The 14,823-nt window shown below is 42.2% G+C and carries 16 protein-coding genes, 1 tRNA gene and 1 other annotated feature; of the genes, 3 read left to right on the top strand and 14 right to left on the bottom strand.

Annotation, left to right across the window (positions count from 1 at the left end; translation table 11 throughout):
• Positions 1-4: 4 nt before the first annotated feature.
• From sufC to EFB00_RS08210, 8 genes are all read right to left on the bottom strand, one after another.
• Positions 5-775, bottom strand: coding sequence for a Fe-S cluster assembly ATPase SufC (sufC, locus tag EFB00_RS08245; RefSeq protein ID WP_122646369.1), 771 nt, complete (start codon positions 773-775; stop codon positions 5-7).
• Between the two features lie 218 nt (positions 776-993).
• Positions 994-1,836, bottom strand: a complete 843-nt coding sequence (locus tag EFB00_RS08240; protein ID WP_122646368.1) for a MetQ/NlpA family ABC transporter substrate-binding protein — start codon at positions 1,834-1,836, stop codon at positions 994-996.
• Between the two features lie 21 nt (positions 1,837-1,857).
• On the bottom strand, positions 1,858-2,544 hold the full coding sequence (locus EFB00_RS08235; RefSeq protein WP_122646367.1) for a methionine ABC transporter permease: 687 nt from the start codon (positions 2,542-2,544) through the stop codon (positions 1,858-1,860).
• Positions 2,537-3,571, bottom strand: coding sequence for a methionine ABC transporter ATP-binding protein (locus EFB00_RS08230; RefSeq protein WP_122646366.1), 1,035 nt, complete (start codon positions 3,569-3,571; stop codon positions 2,537-2,539). The genes EFB00_RS08235 and EFB00_RS08230 overlap by 8 nt, the downstream gene beginning before the upstream one ends.
• Positions 3,572-3,635: 64 nt before the next feature.
• Positions 3,636-3,887, bottom strand: a binding site (T-box leader).
• A gap of 60 nt (positions 3,888-3,947) precedes the next feature.
• The gene (locus EFB00_RS08225) at positions 3,948-4,286 is read right to left on the bottom strand and encodes a glycine cleavage system H family protein (RefSeq protein WP_122646365.1); all 339 of its coding nucleotides are present in this window, start codon (positions 4,284-4,286) and stop codon (positions 3,948-3,950) included.
• Positions 4,283-4,645, bottom strand: a complete 363-nt coding sequence (locus EFB00_RS08220) for an arsenate reductase family protein (RefSeq protein WP_122646364.1) — start codon at positions 4,643-4,645, stop codon at positions 4,283-4,285. Before EFB00_RS08220 ends, EFB00_RS08225 begins: the two co-directional genes overlap by 4 nt.
• A gap of 4 nt (positions 4,646-4,649) precedes the next feature.
• On the bottom strand, positions 4,650-5,831 hold the full coding sequence (locus tag EFB00_RS08215) for an FtsW/RodA/SpoVE family cell cycle protein (RefSeq protein ID WP_122646363.1): 1,182 nt from the start codon (positions 5,829-5,831) through the stop codon (positions 4,650-4,652).
• Between the two features lie 176 nt (positions 5,832-6,007).
• Positions 6,008-6,080: transfer RNA gene (locus EFB00_RS08210), tRNA-Thr, on the bottom strand.
• 136 nt (positions 6,081-6,216) lie between these two features.
• On the opposite strand from EFB00_RS08210, the gene EFB00_RS08205 reads away from it, so the two are divergent.
• Positions 6,217-6,453, top strand: a complete 237-nt coding sequence (locus tag EFB00_RS08205; RefSeq protein ID WP_122646362.1) for a hypothetical protein — start codon at positions 6,217-6,219, stop codon at positions 6,451-6,453.
• Positions 6,454-6,584: 131 nt separating this feature from the next.
• On the opposite strand, the gene upp is transcribed toward EFB00_RS08205, so the two are convergent.
• The 3 genes from upp to EFB00_RS08190 all read right to left on the bottom strand — a co-directional run bounded on the left by upp (position 6,585) and on the right by EFB00_RS08190 (position 9,726).
• A complete protein-coding gene (gene upp, locus EFB00_RS08200) occupies positions 6,585-7,214 on the bottom strand; it encodes a uracil phosphoribosyltransferase (RefSeq protein ID WP_122646361.1) in 630 nt (209 codons plus the stop codon).
• A 143-nt stretch (positions 7,215-7,357) separates the two neighbouring features.
• Complete coding sequence (gene glyA, locus EFB00_RS08195) at positions 7,358-8,596, bottom strand: serine hydroxymethyltransferase (protein ID WP_122646360.1); 1,239 nt, start codon at positions 8,594-8,596, stop codon at positions 7,358-7,360.
• A gap of 116 nt (positions 8,597-8,712) precedes the next feature.
• Positions 8,713-9,726, bottom strand: a complete 1,014-nt coding sequence (locus EFB00_RS08190) for a lipoate--protein ligase (protein WP_122646359.1) — start codon at positions 9,724-9,726, stop codon at positions 8,713-8,715.
• A 224-nt stretch (positions 9,727-9,950) separates the two neighbouring features.
• Here EFB00_RS08190 and EFB00_RS08185 point away from each other — a divergent pair, with 224 nt between their 5' ends.
• Together EFB00_RS08185 and EFB00_RS08180 are read left to right on the top strand one after the other, a co-directional pair.
• On the top strand, positions 9,951-10,346 hold the full coding sequence (locus tag EFB00_RS08185) for a GNAT family N-acetyltransferase (RefSeq protein ID WP_122646358.1): 396 nt from the start codon (positions 9,951-9,953) through the stop codon (positions 10,344-10,346).
• 294 nt (positions 10,347-10,640) lie between these two features.
• Positions 10,641-11,369, top strand: a complete 729-nt coding sequence (locus EFB00_RS08180; protein ID WP_122646357.1) for a DUF554 domain-containing protein — start codon at positions 10,641-10,643, stop codon at positions 11,367-11,369.
• A gap of 48 nt (positions 11,370-11,417) precedes the next feature.
• Here the strand turns inward: EFB00_RS08180 and EFB00_RS08175 are convergent, their stop codons facing one another.
• From EFB00_RS08175 to mgrA, 3 genes are all read right to left on the bottom strand, one after another.
• Positions 11,418-13,073 carry a peptide ABC transporter substrate-binding protein gene (locus EFB00_RS08175; RefSeq protein WP_164709450.1) on the bottom strand — a complete coding sequence of 552 codons (1,656 nt, stop codon included), beginning with the start codon at positions 13,071-13,073 and terminating at the stop codon, positions 11,418-11,420.
• 1 nt (position 13,074) lies between these two features.
• Entirely contained in the window at positions 13,075-13,677 is a 603-nt protein-coding gene (locus tag EFB00_RS08170) for an NAD(P)H-dependent oxidoreductase (RefSeq protein ID WP_122646355.1), read from the bottom strand.
• 146 nt (positions 13,678-13,823) lie between these two features.
• On the bottom strand, positions 13,824-14,822 hold the full coding sequence (mgrA, locus tag EFB00_RS08165; RefSeq protein WP_122646354.1) for an L-glyceraldehyde 3-phosphate reductase: 999 nt from the start codon (positions 14,820-14,822) through the stop codon (positions 13,824-13,826).
• Between the last annotated feature and the right edge of the window lies 1 nt (position 14,823).

Genomic DNA, 14,823 nt, shown 5'->3' with positions numbered 1-14,823 from the left:
TCCTCTACGCTTCTTCTTGGTATTCGATACCTAATTCGTTGCTGATGCCAGCGTAACCTTCTGCTTCCAGACGTTTAGCAAGGTCAGCGTTTCCTGTCAATACTACTCGTCCGTCCATCATGATGTGCACTACATCAGGTGTGATGTAGTTCAACAGACGTTGGTAGTGAGTGATGATCAATGCGCCGAAGTTTTCGCCCCGCATTTCATTGACCCCTTTGGCAACGACTTTCAATGCATCGATGTCCAAACCAGAATCGATTTCATCTAAAATAGCGAAAGAAGGTTCCAACATCAATAATTGCAGGATCTCGTTGCGTTTCTTTTCACCACCGGAAAAGCCTTCATTTAAGTAACGTTCCGCCATTTCTTCCGGCATGTTCAATAATGACATTTTTTTATCTAGTTTTTTCAAGAATTCCATGACTGACATTTTATTGTCTTCTTCGCGTTTGGCATTGATGGCTGCCCGCATGAATTCTGCATTGGTGATCCCAGGAATCTCGCTAGGATATTGCATCGCCAAGAACAAGCCTAACCGAGCTCGTTCGTCAACTTCCAAGTCTAAAATATTTTTGCCGTCAAACAGGACTTCCCCTTGTGTCACTTCATAATTAGGATTACCCATGATAGCTGCTGACAAAGTAGATTTCCCCGTTCCGTTTGGTCCCATGATGGCATGGATCTCACCGGTTTTTAAGGTTAAATTGACTCCTTTGAGTATTTCTTTATCTTCAATTGATACGTGTAGATTTTTGATTTCTAAGACAGACATTCCCTTACCTCCATTTATCTTTCATTCTCACTCATTTTAGACTAATTGAGAATGAAGTTCAATCATCCATCTGAAAGTTATTGAATTTTCTTATAATTTTATGGAATACCGCATTTCTTTATAAGAATATTTCTAAAAAGCGCAATGATTTAAAAATGATTTCTTAAATAATGACAAAAAGAGATCCTCCACTAAAGAAGACCTCTTTTTACTAAATATTATTTTGCGTCAGCATCGACGATTTTTACGGAACCTTCCCATTTTTCGTCAACAAATTTCTTCACTTCATCGCTGTGCAATGCTTCGATCAATTTCTTGATGGTTTCTTTGTTTTCGTCGCCTTTGCGAACCGCGATCACGTTTACGTATGGAGAATTGTCGTTTTCCACTAATAGTGCGTCTTTTTTCGGATTTAAGCCAATACCATATGCAAAGTTGGCATTGATAGCTACAAGATCCACATCTTCATTTTGATAAGTCGTAGCTAAAAGCTCTGGATTGATATCATGTTTGAACTTCAAGTTCTTTGGATTTTCTGCGATATCGTCAAATGTTGCTGTTTCAGGATCAACGCCATCTTTCAGTTTGATCAGATCAGCGTCTTGTAAGATCGTCAAGATGCGGCCCCAGTCAGATTCAGAGTTTGATGTGATGACTGTCGCGCCGTCTTTCAAATCACTGATATTTTTCAATGTTTTTGAATACAAGCCCATTGGTTCAATGTGGACTGCGCCGGCATTGACGAAGTCATAACCGTTGTCTTTGATTTCTTTATTCAAATAAGGAATGTGTTGGAAATAATTCGCGTCAATATCTTTGTTTTCCAAAGCTTTGTTTGGCAAGATATAGTCATCGAATTTTTTCACTTCTAATTTGATGCCTTCTTTTTCCAAAATCGGTGCGGCTTTTTCTAAAATCTCCGCATGAGGCGTTGGTGACGCTCCTACTGTCAATGTTGTTTCTTTGCTTGAAGAGCCGTCAGTACTATTATTACCGCCTCCGCATGCTGCCAATCCTACTGTCGCCAATGCGACTACTGCTAATCCCAAAAATTTCTTCATATCCTGTTTCCTCCCTTTTTTTTAACGCTTATCGGTTTTCTTCGTCAAGAAATCACCAATTCCTTGGACAATGAACACAATAATCAAAATAATAATCGTCGCTACCATTGTTACTGAATAGTTGCCACGTTGAAACCCTTCTTGCCAAGCTAACGCACCTAAACCACCGGCGCCGATCGCTCCCGCCATCGCGGTATAGCCGATCATAGAGATCGTTGTCACAGTGATACCTGAGATCAAGGCAGGCACACTTTCTGGAATCAATACTTTCCGGATTACTTGCCAATAATTGGCACCCATTGCTTCAGCCGCTTCTAACACACCAGGGCTGACTTCACGAAAAGCGATCTCCACTAATCGTGCGTAAAACGGTGCTGCGGATAATACCAGCGCCGGGATCGCCGCTTTGGCTCCCAGCATCGATCCTACAAGCAAGATCGTAAATGGAATGATCAAGACCATCAAGATCATGAACGGTGTGGAACGGAAAATATTACTGATGATCGACACGATATTGTAAAGGATCTGAGCGGAAGCCTGTTTTTTACGTCCTAACGAATAGAGCGCCAACCCCAGCAACAATCCGATGATCACTACAAGAAGTGTGGAAACAGCTGTCATAAACAACGTATCATACAATGCTTGTCTCATTGTGTTCCAATCGATCATATCCATATTAAAATACGTTTCGACAAATCCTTTATCCATGATGGATCACCTCCACGCTGACTTGTTGTTCAGTAAAGAAATGAATCGCTTGATCGATCGCTTGGTCATCGCCGGTGATCAGAACCGTCAACGAACCGAAAGAGCCTTCTTTGGCTTGCCGGACATTTCCGTAGACGACATTGATATCTACATCGAATTGACGGATCGCTTGCGAGATCACTGGTTCGTTGACATTGTCTTCTTTAAATGTCAATGTCACCAAACGGCCTTCCGGATTTTCTGCGATAAACTCTGACAAGACTTCTTCCGGATTTTCCCGTGGTTGGAAATCTTGTTGGACAAAACGTTTCGTCACTGCTTGTTGAGGATTGCGGAAGACATCTACCACCAATCCTTCTTCAACCACGTTTCCTGATTCCATCACCGCTACACGATTACAGATTTTGCGGATAACATTCATTTCATGAGTGATCAAGACGATCGTCAATCCTAATTTTTGATTGATGTCTTGCAATAGATCCAAGACTTCTTCAGTCGTTTGCGGGTCCAGAGCACTAGTGGCCTCATCACACAACAAGATCTTAGGATCATTCGCTAATGCCCGAGCGATCCCTACCCGTTGTTTCTGCCCACCGGAAAGTTGTGAAGGATAGGCACTGCCTCGTCCGTCCAGCCCCACCAGTTTCAACAATTCTTCTGCTTTTTGTTTGCGGGCGGCTTTAGCAACCCCCGCCAATTCCAAAGGCAGCTCGATATTTTCGAGAACGGTGCGGGACCATAAAAGATTGAAATGTTGAAAGATCATCCCGATCCCTTGTCGAAAATCACGTAATTCTTTGTTTTTCAATGCAGTGATCGATTGTCCATTCACAGTCACTTCACCGTCTGTCGGCAATTCCAGACCATTCAGCAAACGGACCAGCGTACTTTTGCCGGCACCTGAATAGCCGACAATGCCATAAATATCTCCCTGCTCAATCGACAAAGTGACATCATTGACTGCATCGATCCGGCCGTTTTTGCCTTCAAATGTTTTTTTGACATGTGTCAATTGAATCAACGCCATGGTTTTCTCCTCTTTTAACTTATTTTTTGGAAACAAAAAAACTTTCGTCCTTGTACACATCTATACAAAGGACGAAAGTTGTCGACTTTCGTGTTACCACCTTACTTCGCTATTGTCTCGCAACAATAACCTTGACCGGTACTTGGTTCAACCGCATACCGTTGTGCGTTAACGGGCACTCCCGTATCAAGCTCGTCTTTCGACTCACTTCATCTGCTCAAAGACCATCTTCCATTTCATTTCCGTTACCCGTTTCCAGCAATCCGGGCTCTCTGTAAACATCGGTGACATGTACTCTTCTTTTCAAAGCTTTCGATTATTGATGAAATTATAGCAACGTCTCTTTCAGGTGTCAATCGATTTATGCAAATAAATATTAAAGTTTGTCAAATTCGTCAGCATCGACGTCTTTAAATGACAGTATCCAAGCGTTCAATTCGTCTTCATCATTCAAGACATCGACATTGTCAGCGATTTTTTCATTAACGGAAGAAACCACACCTGACAAAGGACTAGAAAATTCATTTACCGCTTTTTCTGCTTCTACTTCTAAAAGTCCATCTCCTTGTTTCAAGGATTTGCCTTCTTTTGGTAAAGAAGCAAATGTGATCTTGCCAAGTTCACCTTGCGCTTCTTTTGTTAGACCGACACAATATTCGCTACCGTTGAACAACACCCATAAATTATCTTTTTTCTTCAAAACTGTTTTTTTCATAATTCGTTTATTGCTCCTTCAAAGTCATTTTCTTTAAATCCAATCGCTTGGATCTTTCCGTTTTTTTCTAAGATTGGCCGTTTGATCAGCATACCATCAGTTGCCAGCAATCTGCTCGCTTCTTGGAAAGTAAAATCAGCGACTTGATCCTTTAGTCCTAATTCACGATATCTCATTCCGCTGGTGTTAAAAAAGCGGCGGATCGGCAGATCACTTTCTGTCATCCAGTTTTCCAATGTTTCCGCAGCAGGCGGATGCTGGATCATATCCACCAACTCATAAGAAACTTCTCGTGCGTCCAGCCAAGCTTTCGCTTTCTTACAAGTACTGCATTTAGGATACCAATAAAAAGTCAGCAATTTGTCACTTCCCGTCTCGTTGCGCTTCCGCTTGATAACGCATCGACAAGATCAATCCGATACCGATCATATTCCCTAAGATCGATGATCCCCCTTGACTGATGAACGGCAAAGGAATCCCCGTCAACGGCAGCAAACCGATATTCGCACCGATATTTTCAAATACGTGGAACAAGATCATCATGATGATCCCGCTGGCGATATAGGCGTAGAATTCATTGTTTGTATCAAAACACACGCGGATCATCCGATAGATCAAAATGAAATAAAGCAAGATCACAAAAGCACCGCCGATAAAACCAAAATTTTCGCCGATAACGGTAAAGATCATATCTGATTCTCGAACAGGCACGTAGACATCACTGATATTGAATCCCTTACCGAACATTCCGCCTGAGCCGATCGCCAGCAAACCTTGCGCCGGCTGATAACTCATACCAGACGTATCATGGAACGGATTGAGCCATGAATCGATCCGAGCAAATTGATAAGATTTAAATCCGATATTATATAGTAATTGTCGGCCGGTTTCGGTCGTAACCAAATAGATGGTCCCGCCGCCGACAACTATGAACAACGCCACTACCGGGATGATGATTCGCCATGAGATCCCAGACATCAAGAAAACACCGCCAAGGATCGCTAGAAACACCAGCATCGTACCAAAGTCTTTTTGCAGCATCACCAAGACGAAGACTGGTAATGAGACAGCCGCCATTTTCGCGATCAAAAAGCCGTCAGTCGATAAATTCCGATTACGGTATTTGACATTGTGAGAGGTAACGACTAACGCCAACATCAAAATAAAGGCGATCTTCATCAACTCAGCTGGTTGAAAGGTAAATGAGCCGAATTTAAACCAGTTTTTGGACCCTGTGCTGGCAGCGAGGCCTTTATCGTAAAATTCTAATAGAGCCAGCATCACAGCGAGTCCGGCACCATAAATAAATGGCGTCAATTTCCAAATCCATTTGGACTTGAGATGCATGATAATAATAATTGCTAAACCGCCAATGACATACCAGACGCTTTGCATGACCATCCGCTGCAATACAGGCGGATGATTGGGATCATGGCTGAGAGCCACATATAAAGAAGCCAATCCCACTAAACATAATAGGAAGACCGGCAAAATCACACCGTAATCAATACGGTTGTCGGTCGAAACAGATCGTTTTTTTTCCATGGTTCCTCTCTTTTCTCTCAAAGATACACCTTATCATTATAGAGGTCTTCTGTAAGAAAAGAAAGCCATCCTTTTCTTCATTCATAAAAAATTTAAATTTAGCCGTCTCCCATTCCCAAAATGACAAAAAGCATCAGCCGACAGCATAAACTGTGTGACCGATGCTTTTTCAATGATGCCAACTATAGGGATCGAACCTACGACCTACGCGTTACGAGTGCGTTGCTCTACCAACTGAGCTAAGTTGGCGTAATACCAAAGAGAATTATAAGAAAAAAAAGCTGTTTTGTAAAGAGAAAACAGCCAGATTTTTCTGATTCGGCAAGATTTCAGCAAATTTTCACAATTTGTGCTATAATAGAGGTATATAAGGGAGGTTTTGTGAATGGCTACGTTTGGCAAGTTCGATACATCAATCACTCCTTCAGAAGAAGGACAGGTATTTCAAGTAGACACTCATGTGAAATTTACGATCTACGGCAAATCGCAGACCGGTACCGTTACAAAGCAGCTGAAAAATTCTGCAGTAATTGAATTAGATGAAACCCCTGATAATCAACAACTGATTACTCAAAGCAATGGTGTTTTGATCATCAATTACAAACATATGAAAAAAATTTAATTCCTGAGATCACAGTGTGAGACAATGCCAGTTCGACTAAGTCTTGCTGGATAGATCATGCTCCGATCCCATTTTTTTCTGTAAAAAAAGACGCTCAAGATTCTTCTTGAACGTCTTTTTTGTGTTTTTGATTATTTAGTACCAAATAAACGATCCCCTGCATCTCCCAGACCTGGAACGATGTAGCCATGTTCATTCAAATGATCGTCTAATGCTGCTGTGTAGATATCGATATCTGGATGTGCATCTTGCAGTGCTTTGACACCTTCTGGAGCCGCTACTAAACAAACGAATTTGATGTTTGAACCGCCGCGTTTTTTCAGCGCGTCGATAGCCATGATCGCTGAACCGCCTGTTGCCAACATTGGGTCGACAACGAATAATTGACGAGAATCAATATCTTCAGGCAATTTTGCGAAGTATTCATGTGGTTCCAATGTTTCTTCGTCACGATACAAGCCGATATGTCCCACTTTTGCTGCTGGAATCAACTCTAAGATCCCGTCTACCATGCCGATACCGGCACGCAAAATCGGTACGATGGCTACTTTTTTACCAGTCAGTGTTTTTTGTGTCGTTTCGATGATCGGTGTTTCGATCACGGTATCTTCTAACGGCATATCCCGTGAAACTTCATACGCCATCAACATAGCGATTTCGTTGACTACTTCTCGGAAAACTTTCGTACCGCAGTTTTTGTCGCGGATGATAGTTAATTTGTGTTGAATTAATGGATGGTCGATTACTTGAAATTTGCCCATTGATGATTCTCCTTTGGTTTTTATTTTATTCTAAAGCAAATAATGGCAAGAAACAACAATTCTCCTGAGAAATGCTGTAAATCCCCACAAAAAAGGTGAGAAACGCTGTAAGACAACGAGAAACTCACCTTTTATTTTTCTGCTTATTGATAAATCGGGTGTTTGTCAGTCAGACTTTTTACTTCTGCTTTGATCTGTTGTAATGCTGCGGCATCATCTTTTGCTTTCAATGCACGAATCACTAATTTCGCCACTTCCACAGAATCTTCTTCAGTGAAACCGCGGCTAGTGATAGCAGGTGTACCGATCCGGATTCCGCTGGTTTGGAATGGACTTAAAGATTCGAAAGGAATCGAATTTTTATTGACAGTAATATTTACACCGTCCAAGACAGCTTCTGCTTCTTTACCAGTCATTTCAAATCCTTTGACTTCGATCAGCAGCAAATGATTATCCGTAGCGCCGGAAACCAACCGGGCTTCTGGTGCTTGATTGAAAACTTTTGCCATTGCTTGCGCGTTATCGATCACTTGTTGTGAATAGTCTTTGAATTCAGGTGCCAATGCTTCTTTGAAAGCAACAGCTTTACCAGCAATCACATGCTCTAATGGTCCGCCTTGGATCCCTGGGAAAACAGCACTATTGATTTTTTTAGCCAATGCTTCATCATTGGTCAAGATCATGCCTCCGCGAGGTCCCCGCAATGTTTTGTGGGTGGTCGTGGTGGTGATGTCAGCGTAAGGTACTGGTGATGGATGCAGACCAGCTGCTACTAATCCAGCGATGTGCGCCATGTCTACCATCAATTTCGCACCGACTTCATCTGCGATCTCACGGAATTTAGCGAAGTCGATCGTCCGAGAATAGGCACTGGCACCGGCTACGATCAGTTTCGGCTGATGTTTGCGAGCCAAGATCCGCACTACATTGTAATCGATGACTTCAGTTGTCGGATCAACTCCATAGCTGACGAAATGATAGGTTTTTCCGCTGAAATTGACTGGTGAACCATGAGTCAAGTGTCCGCCGGCAGACAAATCCATTCCCATGATGGTATCGCCGGGTTCAACTAAGGCCATGTAAGCCGCTGTGTTGGCTTGCGAACCGGAATGAGGTTGAACATTCACAAATTTCGCACCAAATAATTCTTTTGCGCGATCGATCGCTAAGTTTTCTACCACATCAATATATTCACAACCGCCATAATAACGTTTGCCTGGATAACCTTCTGCGTATTTATTAGTCAAGACACTGCCTTGCGCAGCCAACACGCCTTCTGAAACGATATTTTCAGAAGCGACCAGTTCCAAATTATTTTGTTGTCGCGTAAATTCATTTTCAACGGCTTGCCATAATTCAGGATCAAACTCTTTATAGTCCATTAAAAACAACACCCCTTTTACCTTATTAGTTCGAATTGTACCATAAATTTATTTCTTGTGAAGAAGCAGAACGAAAATGGCGCAAGCTTTTCTAAGAACGTTCGTCTTTTTATCGATCAGTCTACTAAAAGATCCAGTAATTCTTCATTAGACAAATGGGTGAAATAATCATCGGCTTGGATCGTGTCCAACACTTTTTGGAGAGGCTGCCGCTGATAATCAATGCCCAGCAGTTTTTCCGCTAATTCCTGCGAATCTTTTTGTCCAAAATAATCCCCGTAAAAAGTCAGCGCATCGATCTTGCCTTTGACGACTTTCAAGCGGGCGTCGATGATCCCGACTGACGGATAGCGGCGGCGCCGTTGCAGCGTATAAGGCGGTGCTTCGCCATAGATCCATTCATCATTTGCATAAATCGTCGCCACTAAATCATCGATCGCTTCCTCCTCTTCTTTTTTCAACACCAACTGTTTTTCGGTGATTTGTTCCAGATCGTCTACGTCAAACAAACGTTTCAACAGCTCATCACGAAATTCTTCGGTTGTCAGGTTTTGGTATGCCGGTGCTAAATAAGGGCGCAAATTGGTCACATGGCTGCGGACGGATTTCGTTCCTTTGGATTCGATCTTGTCTTTTGCTACATGGAGTGCTTGCGGCAAAACGTCCAAGTCTACATCCAGCATCAGTGTTCCATGAGAGAAAAGTTTCCCTCTTTTCTTGTACATGGCGTTACCGGAAAATTTTTTACCGTCGATCATCAGATCGTTACGGCCGCTGACAGTCGCATCCGTCGCCCCCAACTCGTGGATTGCTTGCAAGATAGGTTGAGTGAAGGCTTTGAAATTCCCGAAATCCTCTCTTCCGGCTTTGGTCACGAAACTGAAGCTGACATTTCCCAGATCATCATAGACAGCCCCGCCTCCTGATAATCGGCGGGTCAGCGTGATATTATTTTCCCGCACAAACCGCTGATCGATCTCTTCCAGCGCATTCTGATTGCGTCCGATGATGATACAAGGCTCCTGAATATAAAACAAAACCAGAGGCTCATCAAAATCCTGATCCAATAAATATTGTTCTGTCGCTAAATTACGACGAATATCTCGTGAAGGCATCAAATAATATAGCATGCAAAAAGCTCCTTTCTCCTACTATTCAATCAGTCTGCCTTTTTATACTGTACTATTTTTAAAAAGCCAAATCTGTTTATATTATATATCAAAAACCAATCTAATACGTATATCAGCTGTTTTTGTTTTGTATCAACTACGCATTGAAAAGTACATTTATTTTTCAACGTCAGTTTTCATTAATTCAGCAAACATGCTATACTCAAAAATTAGGAGGTGAGAAAATGACCTATACTTTAGCATTAAATGGAGCAATAGCTGATTCCGAAGTGCCTGCATTAAGAAAAAGCATCGGCTGGGGCGGTCGTCAACAAGATTATCCGCAACTGTTCGAATTATGCAATTTCTACGCTGGTATTCGTGAAGATGTTACCGGTCAATTGGTTGCTTTTGGCTACGTGTGCGGGATGGGATTGGAACATGGATACATTGAAGATATCATTGTCCATCCTGAACATCAGAAAAAAGGATTAGGAAAGAAATTGATCCAAGCGCTCATCAAAGAAAGTCGTCGACAAAAGATCGGTATTTTGACATTGTCCACTGATGAAGATACCGCAGCATTTTATCAGGCATGCGGCTTTGATTTAGAGGTCTCCGGCGTCATGTTCTTAGACTGATCGCTATTGTTCAAAATTACGATCGATCTCGTGATTCTTTTTCACCGATCGATCTTTTCACTGATACATTTCTCGTCTTTTCTTTCATCTGCATACATACTAAAAACCCCCTTAGATTTGCTTCACAGTCGAAAGAGCCAATGGAAAGAATGAAGGGTTCCTTCGATCACTTATCTTTCTTTTCGGCAAGACCTTCAAATTTTCTATCAGCTGAAGAAATCCGAAGAAATCCAATGAACAAATCATTCATATTTCAAATTTATTCACAGTATAAAAGCAGAAAGGGGCAAAAATATGCCAACAGGTATCATTATCAATTCGCTGTCCATCCTATTAGGAGGAGCAGCCGGAGGTCTTTTAGGACATAAATTGACCGAAAAATTCAAAACGGAAATCACGATGGTCTTTGCTATCTGTTCAATGGGCATGGGCATTACCGCCATTGCTCCTATGAAATATATGCCGGCAGTGGTTTTTGCTTTAGTGTTGGGTACAGGGATCGGGTTAGCAGTCCATTTGGGGGATTACATCAATAAAGGCGCAATGCTGATGCAAAAACCCATCGCGAAACTTTTCCCTCACGAAAATCTCAAATTATCCCACGAAGAATTTATCAACACATTAGTCACGGTAATCATTCTATTTTGTGCTAGCGGTACTGGAATCTATGGCAGTTTGGATTCTGGAATGACCGGCGATAATACCATCCTGATCTCAAAATCGATCCTTGATTTCTTTACTGCCGCGATTTTTGCCTGCAATTTAGGCTATGTGGTATCTGTGATCGCCATTCCGCAATTCATTATTTTCTATATCCTTTTTCTGATCGCTAATTTCATTTTTCCGCTGACAACACCGGACATGATCAGTGATTTCAAAGCTTGCGGCGGTTTCTTGATGCTGGCTTCTGGGTTTCGCATGATCAATTTGAAAATGTTTCCTGTCGCCGACATGATCCCTGCGATGATTTTGATCATGCCTTTAAGCTGGGCTTGGGTCAATTGGATCCTTCCTTTGTTGTAACAAAAAAACATGAGCTGGCAAATCTGCAGCTCATGTTTTTTTATCATTTTATTTCAGCATGATCTTACCGTAAAAATTAGGCGGTCCAAACAAATGATGGATCATCCCGGTGATATTTTCCCGCAAAAGCGCGGTATTAGCGGACTGATAAATCGGGATCACTGCCGCGTCTTCCAATAAGACATGTTCGGCATCGATCAATGTCTGCCAACGTTTTTCAAGCTGTGTCGATTCCTGCTGCGCTTGTGTCAGCAATTTATCGTATGCCGGATTGCTGTAAACAGAAGGATTGTTGAAGGCCTCGGACTGATACGTATTCAAAAATGTCGTCGGATCTTGAAAATCTGGTCCTTGCCGAGTCAGCATGAGATCAAAATCATGAGTCTGTTTTTTATCCAGCAGATTTTTTTCCGGCAACAAAGTGATCTCGACAGTCAATCCTGGCAGATTTTCTTGCAATGTATATTGCAGGTACTCTGTGATCGCTTTGTTTTCATCTTGATCAGATGCCGCCAATTGTAGAGTCACTTCTTTTTTTCCTAATGATTCCAAGCCTTTTTTCCATAACGTTTTCGCCTGCTTGGTATCAAAACTTTGGATATTGCCGCTTTCCTTACGAAAGTCTTCTTTTGTTTCAGGGTTTTTGACAAATTCAGCAGGGATCAAACCGTAAGCGGCACGAGAATCATTGTCCAATAATTCATTAACGATATGTTCCCGATCGATCGCCAGACCGATTGCTTGTCGTATCTCTTTATTCGCAAAAATCGTTTCCTGATCATTGCGCTTTTGGTTCAATTCCAGTGTATGGACCCAAGAATCTAATTGAGTCGTGTAATTAGGATCGTTTTTATACTGCTTGGCAAACTCTCCTGACAAAACAGCGCGATCCAGCTGTCCGTCTTTGAAAAGATTCATCCCTAAGTTGGTATCTTTGACGACTTGGATGTTGACAGCTTCTACGTTGCTTTGCTCTTTGTTCCAATAGCGGTCATTTTTTTGATAGACCCATTTTTGGTTGCCGTGCTTCCATTCCGCTAAGCGATAAGGCCCGTTGTAAATCATGTGCTCGCTGTCCAGTGCATAGTTTTTTCCTTGTTTTTCCACGTATTTTTGATTTTGTGGGAACAGTGTCGGAAAAGTCATCACTGAGGTAAAGTAAGCCACAGGATGTTCTAATGTCACTTCCAATGTATAATCATCTTTGGCCTTTACCCCCAATGAATCAGGTTTTGCTTCGCCAGCTAAGATTTTATTGGCGTTTTTGATATCAGCAAGTAAAAAGGAACTAGGTGAACCGAATTCCGGCGTCACTACTCGTTGCCATGCATAAACGAAATCATGGGCAGTCACAGGATCACCATTGGACCACACCGCATTTTTCCGCAAAGGAACGGTGTAAGTCAATCCGTCTTCACTGATAGTCGGCAATTTTTCAGCCACACCAGGAATGATATTATCTTTTTCATCAAGATTGTAAAGTCCTTCAAATACTTGCGTGATAGCGATAAAACTGCCGCCGTCCAGAGCATTGCCGGAATCCATCGAAGAAATCTCATTGATCTCCATCATGTTGATGATTTTTTCTTGGTTGTCCGAATCCGCCTTGACCGTTTCTTTTTTGGTATTGGCAGAACAAGCAGCTAACGTCATCAGCAATAAAAATGAAGCTGCAATTAACGAAAATGTTCTTCTAATGGTCATTTTACAGCTCCTCGATCCTTCTTTGAGCATCCGCTAAATATTCTCCTAGCTCTTCCCGCGTTTTATAAGGAACGCGTCCGTAAAAGACATGATCTAAAACCTCTGTTCCGTTGCTGTTGAACATCCATTCCGAAGTAACGGTCTTGATGGCGCGATCGATAGGCGAATCCGTACCGTCTTCATTTTGAGGTTGTCCAGTTGGTGTGAAAAATAGTGCTTTCTTCCCAGAAAACCGTTTTTTCGGTTCATCTGATTCAAAACTGTAGGCAAATCCATGTTGAAATACGCGATCGACATAGCCCTTCATGATCGCCGGCATCCCATTCCACCAGCTTGGGAAAATATAGATCAATAGATCGCTTTCCTCGATATATTTCTGTTCGATTTTCACATCGTCCGGGAAAATCTCGTTTTCTCGGACAAAATGTCCATCTTCAATATGGATCGCATCTTCTCCAGCCAAAACCGGATTGAAATTCATTTGGTAAAGATCGCGAACCACCACTTCGTCACCCTTTTTTTCCAGTGTTTGTTGGATCCGTTCCAACAACGCATAAGAAAAGCTTTCTTTTCTAGGATGAGCATACACAATCAACGCCTTCACTACTGACTCCTTCTTTCATTAAAATATGATAATACCATGCCTATTATACAATATATTGAGTGGTTCTTCACAAACATTTTGGTGTTTTTTCAAAATAAAAAAAACAGGCGTTTCGCAGTCTTACACCACAGAAACACCTATCTTTATTACGCCTTCATTTCTTTCAGAACTTCTTCGATAGCGTTCAATTCATCTGCTGAAAAATCCAAGTTGTCCAAAGCCTTCACATTATCCTGAAGCTGGCTCAAACGTGAAGCCCCTACTAATACGCTGGTAACAGTTTTTTGCTGTAAGATCCAAGCAATCGCCATTTCCGCTAACGTTTGACCGCGGTTTTCCGCGATAGTGTTCAGTCTTTTGACTACTGAAATTGTTCCTTCCACTTTGTCTTCTGTCAAAAACGGACTGTCTGAGCGGTGGGCTCTGGAATCTTCCGGGATACCATGCAAGTAACGATCCGTCAACAAACCTTGCGCTAAAGGACTAAAAACGATCGCGCCGATCTGTTCTTCTTCCAACACCGTCGTCAATCCGTCTTCGATCCAACGATCAAACATGTTGTATCTTGGCTGATGGATGATAAACGGAGTGCCTTGATGTTTTAAAATCTGCGACATCTTTTTCGTTTGTTCCGCTGTATAGTTGGAAATCCCTACGTACAGAGCTTTTCCTTGACGAACCAACAGATCCAGCGCATGCGCTGTTTCTTCCATCGGTGTATCTGGATCTGGACGATGGTGATAAAAGATATCGACATAATCCAATCCTAAGCGTTGCAGGCTTTGATCACAGCTGGCGATCAGATTTTTCTTTGAGCCCCACTCGCCATAGGGTCCCGGCCACATATAGTAACCGGCTTTGGATGAAATGATCATTTCATCACGATAGTGTTTCATGTCTTGCCGCAGGATCTTTCCAAAATTCTCTTCTGCTGAACCGGCAGGCGGACCATAATTATTCGCCAGATCAAAGTGGGTGATCCCCATATCAAAGGCTCCGAAAATCGTTTCCCGCTGTTTTGCCAACGGATCGGTATCGCCAAAATTGTGCCACAAGCCCAGAGAGATCGCCGGCAACTTCAGTCCTGAATTTCCTACACGATTATAGATCATTTTTTCATAACGTTCTGGTTTTGCTGAATACATA

Source organism: Enterococcus mediterraneensis (assembly GCF_900604485.1).
In the GTDB taxonomy this organism is placed as follows: domain Bacteria; phylum Bacillota; class Bacilli; order Lactobacillales; family Enterococcaceae; genus Enterococcus_C; species Enterococcus_C mediterraneensis.
This window is presented reverse-complemented; position numbering and strand designations above follow the sequence as displayed.

Excerpts from the sequence above, each read along its gene's own strand:
- sufC (WP_122646369.1), bottom strand. The coding sequence starts at position 775 with ATGTCTGTCTTAGAAATCAAAAATCTACACGTATCAATTGAAGATAAA.
- EFB00_RS08240 (WP_122646368.1), bottom strand. The coding sequence starts at position 1,836 with ATGAAGAAATTTTTGGGATTAGCAGTAGTCGCATTGGCGACAGTAGGA.
- EFB00_RS08235 (WP_122646367.1), bottom strand. The coding sequence starts at position 2,544 with ATGGATAAAGGATTTGTCGAAACGTATTTTAATATGGATATGATCGAT.
- EFB00_RS08230 (WP_122646366.1), bottom strand. The coding sequence starts at position 3,571 with ATGGCGTTGATTCAATTGACACATGTCAAAAAAACATTTGAAGGCAAA.
- EFB00_RS08225 (WP_122646365.1), bottom strand. The coding sequence starts at position 4,286 with ATGAAAAAAACAGTTTTGAAGAAAAAAGATAATTTATGGGTGTTGTTC.
- EFB00_RS08215 (WP_122646363.1), bottom strand. The coding sequence starts at position 5,831 with ATGGAAAAAAAACGATCTGTTTCGACCGACAACCGTATTGATTACGGT.
- EFB00_RS08205 (WP_122646362.1), top strand. The coding sequence starts at position 6,217 with ATGGCTACGTTTGGCAAGTTCGATACATCAATCACTCCTTCAGAAGAA.
- upp (WP_122646361.1), bottom strand. The coding sequence starts at position 7,214 with ATGGGCAAATTTCAAGTAATCGACCATCCATTAATTCAACACAAATTA.
- glyA (WP_122646360.1), bottom strand. The coding sequence starts at position 8,596 with ATGGACTATAAAGAGTTTGATCCTGAATTATGGCAAGCCGTTGAAAAT.
- EFB00_RS08190 (WP_122646359.1), bottom strand. The coding sequence starts at position 9,726 with ATGCTATATTATTTGATGCCTTCACGAGATATTCGTCGTAATTTAGCG.
- EFB00_RS08185 (WP_122646358.1), top strand. The coding sequence starts at position 9,951 with ATGACCTATACTTTAGCATTAAATGGAGCAATAGCTGATTCCGAAGTG.
- EFB00_RS08180 (WP_122646357.1), top strand. The coding sequence starts at position 10,641 with ATGCCAACAGGTATCATTATCAATTCGCTGTCCATCCTATTAGGAGGA.
- EFB00_RS08175 (WP_164709450.1), bottom strand. The coding sequence starts at position 13,073 with ATGACCATTAGAAGAACATTTTCGTTAATTGCAGCTTCATTTTTATTG.
- mgrA (WP_122646354.1), bottom strand. The coding sequence starts at position 14,822 with ATGTATTCAGCAAAACCAGAACGTTATGAAAAAATGATCTATAATCGT.